This is a genomic window from Pseudomonas sp. BN515 (genome assembly GCF_029873155.1).
GTDB lineage: Bacteria > Pseudomonadota > Gammaproteobacteria > Pseudomonadales > Pseudomonadaceae > Metapseudomonas.
In genome coordinates this window covers 1-8,478 of sequence record NZ_SSOH01000058.1, presented here as the reverse complement: position 1 = coordinate 8,478, position 8,478 = coordinate 1, and the positions used below count along the sequence as shown (strand labels likewise).

Sequence of the window (8,478 nt, the reverse complement as noted above, 5' to 3'; positions counted from 1 at the left end):
TGAAGTGGTCAAGTAAAACTGGACACCGGTTTAGGTCTATCCAGCCAGCGCTTCGCGCTGTGCCGGTGTCTGGTAGCTGTTGTAGCTGTGTGGCCGTCGGTGGTTGTAGTAGTCGGTCAGGTAGCGCAGTACATCAGCCTCTGCTTCGGCTTGGCTGGCGTAACCCGAAGCCGGTATCCATTCGGATTTGAGGCTCCGGAAGAAACGCTCCATCGGGGCGTTGTCCCAGCAATTGCCGCGACGACTCATGCTCTGGCGGATTCGATGCCGCCAGAGCAATTGTCGAAATTCCTGACTGCTGTAGTGGCTGCCCTGGTCGGAGTGAAACAGCACGCCGGCGGGGCAACCGCGAGCCTCATAGGCCACGCGCAAAGCACGTCCGGTAAGCTGCGAGTCCGGACGATCGGACATTGCCCAACCCACAATCCGCCGCGCATACAGGTCCATGATCGCGGCCAAGTAGATCCAGCGCCCGCCGGCCCAGATGTACGTCACGTCACCGCACCACACCTGATTGGGGCCGTGGGTGCGGAATTGCCGGTCCAGTTCGTTCGACGCTTTGGCACTCTCACCCTCAGTTGGGCGGTAACGGTGTCGACGGCGTTGCGAGCTGAACAACTGGGCCTCTTTCATCAGACGGCCGGCCAGGAATCGACCCACTGCCCAGCCTTCCTGGCGCAAAGCCGCCGCGAGCGTCCGGGCGCCTGCCGAACGCCGACTCTGGACATGCAGCTCCACCAAGCGCTGTCGCAACCTGGCGTGCGGCTGATTACCGCGAGCTGCTGACTTAGCGGCGGCATAGACACTGCTGCGATTGATGCCGAACAGCCGGCAAAGCTCTGCCCGTGGATAGTGCTCACCCAATGACTCGACTAAGCGCACTAATCGAGGGCGTCTGACATCAAGAGAGCGGTAGCCTTTTTTAAGATCTCTTTCTCCCGCTCCAGCCGCCGCACCTGGGCCTCCAGCTCCTGGATTCGCCGCTGCTCCGGCGTCATGGCCTTGCTGTGCTCCGGCGTCTTGCCATGGCGCTCCAGGGTCAATTGCTCGACCCAGCGCCGCATGGCAGTTGGGCCTACCCCCATCGCCTTGCAGGCTGCCGGTATGGAATAGCCTTGATCGACCACCAGGCTGGCGGCCTCGAGTTTGAATTCCGGACTGAATGATCTTCTGCTCATGAACACCTCTTGCTTGGGCGCAGCTTAACGCCCTATCGGGGTGTCCAGAATCATTAGGCCACTTCAATCTCACTCCCCAATGATTGAGAACGTCATGAAAAGGCGAGAATTTCCAGGCTATGTGGCTTGGAGCACAGCCGAAGTGAGCGGCGGCCGTGTGCTTGCATTCGTTGCGATTAGAAAACACGGACTGACATCCGAACCCATCTATCACCTGGTATGCGACCAGGCGTGTTTCAAATTGCTGTCCGATGCGGCATCCGCTGCCCAGCACGCGCTGAGTAAGATTTTGCGCATCGACCAGAACGGCACGCCTATCTTCAGCTCCCCGGAGTGCTGATCTTGAGGGCCTAGGTGCCGCGCACGGCTTCAACCTCAGGATCAGGCCCAAGGAGGGACGCATGTCAGACAAGGCCGCACTGACTGCAGCCCTGGCTCAGCAAAGTCAAACCAGAATGCACTGGCGATCGAGGGCTGAGCGCAGCCTGCGGCCTGCGCGAAAGCGAGGGAGTCCTGCCTGCCCATCGTCAGAGGCCTCCACGTCAAATGATCTCTGCGCCGATTACAACTGCCTCATCCGTCAGTTTGCACTCAGGGTCATCAGGATATCGGCATACCAGGTACAGTTGAGTCCAAGCGCTTCGTCTTGTACCAGGTCGCGGCTGCCCAGATCGAGGCGCGCCGAATGAATGCCGAGCAAGATCCAGGGCAGATCCTCCGAGCTCCTGCAATCATCCATCATCCGCATCACCACCGGTGCTCCGCTTGTGCCACGGTGGGTGCGTGCGTCGGTGAGGAAATAGCCCTGCCCCTGGAAACGTAGGCCGAACGAAGAGGCAACAATGGCATGCCGTACCACCGGCATGTGATGCAGGCTGTCGTGGAATCCCAAGGGAAATCCCACCACCAACAGGGCAGTGCCGACCTCGATCAGGTCGCTGGGAGACTGCAGGTGCCCCGGTGTGAAAGCGTGGTAAACCATCTCGCTCGGCAACGCCGCACGCTCCATCTCGATCAGCGCGACATCGATACCACCTGCCGTATCCTGCCCCTGGCGCCACAGGCTCTTACCGTCACGATACAGCGGCACGGAGAAGCTGCAGGAACGCGCCAAATTATGCCGATCGGTGTGCAGCTCGATTTCGAGGCGGTCAGGGAAATGTCGGCTCGACGCATCCAGCATCACATGCCGGCTGGTGACCAGGAACAGGCGCTCGTCCCGCGTGAAAAAGAAGCCGCTGGCATTGGTCAGTACGCGCGACCCTGCATAGGTGCAAATGCGCACGGTGCTTAGCAACAGTGGTTCGATTACCGACATTGCGTAAGCTCCATTGGCTCGTGACCGAGGGACCGCCGCCGCAGCGGGGCAACTTGCGTTACCCCTGTCGGCAGTTTGCCCAGCAAGGCCCTCTGACGCTTATGGAGTTGAGCAGGACGCCGACCGGTGGCGGATCAGAAAGGAAAACAGGCATGCCTGTTCTAGCATCCGCCTGGACGAGCCAGTTGACTACGACCAGCAGATTAAGTCGGTCGACAAACTGCCTATGAAGATATCGATCACCTGAGCAGAAGAAAACTCGCACCTGACGGCAAACCCGGAAGTTCCACTTCGCCAAAGTCGCGACGTTTCTCTGGGTAGGATTCATCGTGCTTGCGGAATGCTGGGCGCTTTTGTGGGCGATCAGCTTTCTTGAGCGGTATCCACGCGTGAGAAGCAGATAGGCAGATTTCGACACTTCATCGACACTGCCAGAGCCCAGAAACGAAAAAAACTCATGAATCAGGGGCTTAGTCAGGGGATTTTGGAGCGGGCGAAGGGAATCGAACCCTCGTCATGAGCTTGGGAAGCTCAGGTAATGCCATTATACGACGCCCGCGAAGGGTGCCATTTTTACCAGAAGCGATCGGCTAGGTGAAGCCCGAGGCAGTCACAAGTTACTGAAATACTTGCACCTGCCCGGGCGGCCACGCGTTCAAACGGCAACGGCCTGGTAGTCGGCAACCTGTGGGCGAGCGATGCCCTTGGTGGCCTTGGACTTGAGGAAGCCCAGCATCGCCTGCTGGGTTTGCAGCCAGCCTGCCTTGTTTTCGACGTCGACGAAGTGGCCGGCGTTGTCGATGGTGGCGAACTGGCAATCACGTACGTGCTTGGCGAAGTGGCGGGCATCCTCGGCGGAGGTGTACTCGTCGCGGTCGCCGTTGATGAACAGCAGTGGGATGTCCACGTCAGCCAGGCAATCCACGTAGCAGCGCGAATCCATGTTGAGCACCTGGCGGATGTGGTAGTGCATCTGCAGGTATTCGTGCTCGTCCAGGTTGGAGCAGTGCTTGTGGTTGAAGCGCTGGTACAGGCTCGGCAGGTGCTTGCCGATGGTGTTGTTCACCAGGTGTCCCACGGCGTCGCGGTCGATGGCGGCGAGGCAGTCCAGGCCACGGGTGAGGTAGTCCATCATCGGTTCGTTGAGGATGGGCGAGAAGGAGGTCACCACGGCCTTCTTGATGCGCGCCGGGCACTGGGCCAGGGCGAGCAGGGCGGAAACGCTGCCCCAGGAGAAGGACACCAGGTAATCCACCCGGAAGTGCTCGATCAGGTGGAGGAGGATGTCGGCCTCGGTCTCCTTGCTGATGAAGCGGGTGTTGTCGTTATGCGGCTTGGAGTGGCCGGCATAGGGCTCGTCGAAGAGCACCACGTTGAAGTGCGGTTGCAGGTATTTCACTGTCTGCGCGAACGAGGCAGTCGTCGACAAGGAGCCGTTGACCAGAATGATGGTCTCCTTGGCTTCCGGGTTGCCGTAGAACTCCGTGTAAACCTTGTACTGGCTGTGAATCTCGACGATGGCGGTTTCCGGCCTCATGTCGTTTCCTCCTGGCGCAGATGGGTCATGCGGGCCCTCTCAACGGCTTGGCCCGCTCTAAGTCTTGGCAGTAGGAAAACGTCTTTCGATGACAATCGAATGTCAGACGGAAATTTTTAAAATTCTTTATATTTCAAGCGGTTAGGTCGAAAAAAGACGGCGGGTTCCGGCGCTTTTTCAAGCACCGGACGGGGTCTTCTAACCAGGCAGGGAACCTACGAGTGCAGAGCACAGGATGCCGCAGGGAACGCTTAGACGATCGTCGTGACTCTTTGGTCACGCTCTGACCTTGGGTTCGATTTAAGCAGGGCCTCTTTACCCCTGCAAGCTCATTGAAAGGAAAAATTCTTGCAGTTCGTCGGTTTATTCGATCCCGATGTGACTCGGAATGTTTCTAGCTAAAAGCAGGCCACTTCTTCAGCTGTGAGCGACCGGTAGTCGCCCGGCTGCATGTGCGGGTCCAGTTGCAGCGGGCCGACGCTCTCCCGATGCAGGCGCACGACGCGGTTGCGGAAGTGGCCGAACATGCGCTTCACCTGGTGATAACGGCCCTCGTGCAGGGTCAGGCGGGCGGCGCGTGTGTCGAGGATCTCCAGCTGGGCGGGGAGGGTGGTGAGGTCCTCGAAGGCGAAGTACAGCCCTTGGGCGAAGGTCTCGATGTACTCGGCTTCGATGGGCTGCTCGGTTTCCACGTAGTAGACCTTGGGCTGCTTGCTGCCGGGCAGGGTGAGCCGGCGTGACCAGTGCCCGTCGTTGGTGATCAGCAGCAGGCCGGTGGTGGTGAGGTCCAGTCGCCCGCCCAGATGCAGTTCGTGCTTGTCGGGCTCGTCGAGCAGGTCGAGCACGGTGGGATGCTCCGGGTGCTCGGTGGCGCTGACGTGACCGGAGGGCTTGTAGAGCATGAAATAGCGCGCGGGCTTGCCGGGTTGGAGCACGCGTTCGTCGAGTTCCACGCGATTGAACTCGCGGATGTCGATGCGACCGTCGCTGACCGGATGACCATCGACCCGAATCCGACCGGCGGCCAGCAGCAGGCGAGCGTCGAGGCGGTTGAACTCGGCGAAGTTGCTCAAAAAACGATCAAGGCGCATCAGTTTGGTGCATCGGGTGGCAGCGCCTGTGCGCAGCGGGGGCACAGGCAGGCGCGGTCAATGTCTTGCGCAGGAATGCGTTCGAGCGCAGCGGGATCGATCGTTGCCGTGAAGCACCAGCATGCCTGCCCGGCGCGCGTGGGATCGACCTGGGTGCACTGGTTGCTCTGGCCGCAAAGCGGGCAGCGGGTGGGATCGGACGGGGCGCTCATGAAGGTGGTTCGCGGCGGAAAGGGCGCAAGGGTGCAACCTTGCGCGCCTGGCTGCAAGCCCGTGCCGATGGGCGCTATTTCCCGATGATCGTGCGGTGTTGGACGTTGCCGTCCGGCGCGGATGACCTAGGCTCGAATATGCAAGGTGAAGATGTCTGAAAGCGACATGGCCGGATTCACAAAAGTCTGAAGGCCCTGAAGCAGCTGACGCATAATCGCGGTCTATCGATTCTGTAACCCACCATTCTGAGCAGAGCTGCCTCGTGTCCACCAACATCACTGCCGTCAACAAAGCCAAGGCCTGGTCCGCTCACGGTGTCACCGCCACCGGCGTCGTGCTGGCCCTGATGGCCATTCTCGCCCTATTCGACAACCAACCCCGCGACTGCCTGCTCTGGCTCGGTGCGGCCCTGCTGGTCGACGGCCTCGATGGCACGCTCGCGCGCCGCGTGCAGACCAGCACCATGCTGCCGAACTTCGATGGCTCCACGCTGGACCTGGTGATCGACTACCTCACCTACGTGTTCATCCCGGCGATCTTCATCTACCGCTACATCGACCTGCCGGATCACACGGCGCTGGTGGCGGTGAGCCTGATCCTGGTGTCGTCGCTGTTCTGTTTCTGCAACCTGAACATGAAGAGCAGCGACAACTATTTCGTCGGTTTCCCCGCAGCCTGGAACGTGGTGGCGCTGTACGTCTGGATCATCGACCCGCCGGCGGTGGTGAGCCTGCTGCTGATCTGCGTACTCGCCGCGCTGACCCTGACCAAGCTGAAATTCCTCCACCCGTTCCGGGTGCGCAAGCTGATGCCGCTGAACATCGTGGTCACCTTCGTGTGGATGATCAGCAGCATGCTCCTCATCCTCCAGCACCCGTTCTACAAGTCGCTGGTGCTGGGCATCTGGTGGTTGGCGTCGGCCTACTTCGTCGGCATTTGCCTGTGGCGCAGCCTGTTGGACTGGACCCACAAGCTCAAGGCTTGAGATCCGCTTTACCTTTCTGTGGGAGCGAATTCATTCGCGAATGAATTCGCTCCCACAGTCGCTTCTGGCTCAGGATTGGCCTCCCCGTATTCAGGCCAATTGGCCGTAGGTCAAAGACCCCGCCAGCAGTAGTTTGAAGGCATCCCTTCCCACCCCGAGGATGCCCCGATGACCCCACGCCTGGATTTCTACGCCGCTTCCCCCGATGCCCTCAAGGCGATGCTCGCCCTGGACGCCGCGGTGAGCAAACTGCCGCTGGAAAAGCCGCTGATCGAGCTGGTGAAGCTGCGTGCATCGCAGCTCAACGGCTGCGCCTTCTGCGTCGACCTGCACAGCACGGACGCCCGCAAGCGCGGCGAAACCGAACGCCGTCTTTACGCGGTGGCCGTCTGGCGCGAGAGCCCCTTCTTCACACCGCGCGAGCGTGCTGCGCTGGCCTGGACCGAAGCCCTGACGCGCCTTTCTGAAACCCACGCACCAGACGAGGACTACGCCCAACTCGCGGAAGAATTCAGCGAGCGCGAGCGCGTGGACCTGACCCTTGCCATCAGCACCATCAATTCCTGGAATCGGCTGGCAGTCGGCTTCCGCAAAATCCCGAGCGAGTGAGGCCAACCATGCGCAATCTGAAGACTTTGAGTGCCCTGGCCGCCGGCCTGGTGCTGTTGAACCTCCCCCTGGCGTATGCGCACGAAGCGGGCGAGGGCCAGGAGCAAGTCAGCATCCTGCAGGATCACAAGTTGCTCAACGCACCTGGTAAGCAGGCCATCCTGCTGACCGTGGACTATGCGCCAGGGCAGCGCTCCGTGGCTCACATTCATGCGGGTTCGGTGTTCGCCTACGTGGAGGAAGGGGAGGTGATCTCCCAGCTCAAGGGCGAGGAAGCCAAGCACTATAAGGCGGGCGAAAGTTGGTACGAACCCGCTGGCAGCGTCCACCTGCAATCGCGCAACGCCAGCGAATCCAAGCCGGCGAAGCTGGTGGTGTGGATGCTGAAGGGCCCGAAGGAAGCGGCTCTGGAGCCTTACAAGCAGTGATGGTGCTCGGCTGCCGGAACGCGCGTTCGTTGGGCTTCGCGTAGCTCAGCCGCAACCTACGTATAGGTGGGTGCTGCCGGATGCCGTAGGTCGATCGAAATACGCAGCACAGCTTTGTGTAGGAGCGAGCTTGCTCGCGAAAGGGGCCGGCTCGGAAGGTTCGCGAGCAGAGCTCGCTCCTACAAATGCTGGCGGGTGGAATCCGTTGTGTTGGGCTTCGCTGCGCTCTGCGCCAACCTACAAGAGCTGAGGCCTTGCTTGTGGGAGCGAATTCATTCGCGATGGCCGCGTAGCGGCCCCTTGGGACACCCAGGGCGAACCTGCGGTCCGTTTTCGCGAATGAATTCGCTCCCACAGATCCTCGGCGTTACCAGAGCGGCAGGGTGTAGCTGAGGATCAGGCGGTTCTCGTCCAGGTCGTTGCCGAAATTGGTCGAGCGCACGGTCGCATTGCGCCATTTGAGGCCGAGGTTCTTCAGCGGGCCGCTTTGCACTACGTAGGCGATGTCGGTGTCGCGCTCCCATTCCTTGCCGTCCTCGCGACCGGCGCCCAGTTCCACGTCGTCGCCGCTGAGGTAGCGGGTCATGAAGGTCAACCCGGGAATCCCCACAGCGGCGAAGTTGTAGTCGTAGCGGGCTTGCCATGAGCGTTCTTCGCGGTTGGCGAAGTCGCTGATTTGCACGAAGTTCACCAGGTAGGCGTCGCTGCCGTTGACGTAGGCAAAGCCGGTGTCGCCGCTCATGCGCTGGTAACCCAGGCCCAGGGCGTGGCCACCGATACCGTAGGTGAACATGGCGCCGAAGGCCTTGTTGTCGACATTGCTGCCGCCTTCGTCTGTGGAACGGGCGAAGCGCAGGTCGCTCTTCAGGCTCTGGCCGTCGCCGAGTGGCAACAGGTGGTTCAGGCTCAGCAGGTGCTGGCGGTAGAAGTCGTCCAGGCGACCGAAGCCGTAGCCGGCGGTGAGGGCGTCATTCCACTTGTAGCTGAGGTTGGCGAAGTCGAAGGCGTCGCTGGTGGTCTGGCGCGCGCGGATGTTCTTCACGCCCACCGTGGTGATGCTCATGTCTTCGTAATCGGAGGAGTCGCGCTGGTTGACCTGGCGCAGGCGGCCGGCGTCGA

8 protein-coding genes, 1 tRNA gene and 1 pseudogene are annotated in these 8,478 nt (G+C 60.8%); 3 read left to right on the top strand and 7 right to left on the bottom strand.

All coding sequences use genetic code 11. From position 1 onward, the window contains the following. Nucleotides 1-8: 8 nt before the first annotated feature. The 6 genes and pseudogenes from E8E91_RS15005 to E8E91_RS14980 form a co-directional block, all read right to left on the bottom strand. Nucleotides 9-1,184 (bottom strand): annotated as a pseudogene (locus tag E8E91_RS15005) (IS3 family transposase). 574 nt (nucleotides 1,185-1,758) lie between these two features. After that, complete coding sequence (locus E8E91_RS15000) at nucleotides 1,759-2,496, bottom strand: serine protease (RefSeq protein ID WP_280376399.1); 738 nt, start codon at nucleotides 2,494-2,496, stop codon at nucleotides 1,759-1,761. Between the two features lie 485 nt (nucleotides 2,497-2,981). Further along, nucleotides 2,982-3,055 (bottom strand) — tRNA-Gly (locus E8E91_RS14995). Nucleotides 3,056-3,151: 96 nt separating this feature from the next. Continuing rightward, complete coding sequence (locus tag E8E91_RS14990) at nucleotides 3,152-4,033, bottom strand: alpha/beta hydrolase (RefSeq protein WP_280376397.1); 882 nt, start codon at nucleotides 4,031-4,033, stop codon at nucleotides 3,152-3,154. Nucleotides 4,034-4,431: 398 nt separating this feature from the next. Continuing rightward, nucleotides 4,432-5,124, bottom strand: coding sequence for a pseudouridine synthase (locus E8E91_RS14985; RefSeq protein WP_280376395.1), 693 nt, complete (start codon nucleotides 5,122-5,124; stop codon nucleotides 4,432-4,434). Beyond that, nucleotides 5,124-5,336, bottom strand: a complete 213-nt coding sequence (locus E8E91_RS14980; RefSeq protein WP_280376394.1) for a cysteine-rich CWC family protein — start codon at nucleotides 5,334-5,336, stop codon at nucleotides 5,124-5,126. Before E8E91_RS14980 ends, E8E91_RS14985 begins: the two co-directional genes overlap by 1 nt. A 263-nt stretch (nucleotides 5,337-5,599) precedes the next feature. Here E8E91_RS14980 and pcsA point away from each other — a divergent pair, with 263 nt between their 5' ends. The 3 genes from pcsA (at nucleotide 5,600) to E8E91_RS14965 (ending at nucleotide 7,359) form a co-directional block, all read left to right on the top strand. Further along, a complete protein-coding gene (gene pcsA / locus E8E91_RS14975) occupies nucleotides 5,600-6,322 on the top strand; it encodes a phosphatidylcholine synthase (protein ID WP_190827799.1) in 723 nt (240 codons plus the stop codon). A gap of 168 nt (nucleotides 6,323-6,490) precedes the next feature. Next, a complete protein-coding gene (locus E8E91_RS14970; protein WP_280376392.1) occupies nucleotides 6,491-6,931 on the top strand; it encodes a carboxymuconolactone decarboxylase family protein in 441 nt (146 codons plus the stop codon). A gap of 8 nt (nucleotides 6,932-6,939) precedes the next feature. Further along, nucleotides 6,940-7,359 (top strand): cupin domain-containing protein, encoded by a 420-nt coding sequence (locus E8E91_RS14965; RefSeq protein WP_280376390.1) that lies wholly within the window; start codon nucleotides 6,940-6,942, stop codon nucleotides 7,357-7,359. A 367-nt stretch (nucleotides 7,360-7,726) separates the two neighbouring features. On the opposite strand, the gene E8E91_RS14960 is transcribed toward E8E91_RS14965, so the two are convergent. Next, nucleotides 7,727-8,478, bottom strand: a 752-nt coding sequence (locus E8E91_RS14960; RefSeq protein ID WP_280376389.1) for an OprD family outer membrane porin, incomplete at its 5' end; no start/stop codon positions are given.

Bases quoted from the DNA above. Each gene is read 5' to 3' on its own strand.
- E8E91_RS14970 (WP_280376392.1), top strand. From the start codon at position 6,491: ATGACCCCACGCCTGGATTTCTACGCCGCTTCCCCCGATGCCCTCAAG.
- E8E91_RS14990 (WP_280376397.1), bottom strand. From the start codon at position 4,033: ATGAGGCCGGAAACCGCCATCGTCGAGATTCACAGCCAGTACAAGGTT.
- E8E91_RS14985 (WP_280376395.1), bottom strand. From the start codon at position 5,124: ATGCGCCTTGATCGTTTTTTGAGCAACTTCGCCGAGTTCAACCGCCTC.
- E8E91_RS14965 (WP_280376390.1), top strand. From the start codon at position 6,940: ATGCGCAATCTGAAGACTTTGAGTGCCCTGGCCGCCGGCCTGGTGCTG.
- E8E91_RS15000 (WP_280376399.1), bottom strand. From the start codon at position 2,496: ATGTCGGTAATCGAACCACTGTTGCTAAGCACCGTGCGCATTTGCACC.
- E8E91_RS14980 (WP_280376394.1), bottom strand. From the start codon at position 5,336: ATGAGCGCCCCGTCCGATCCCACCCGCTGCCCGCTTTGCGGCCAGAGC.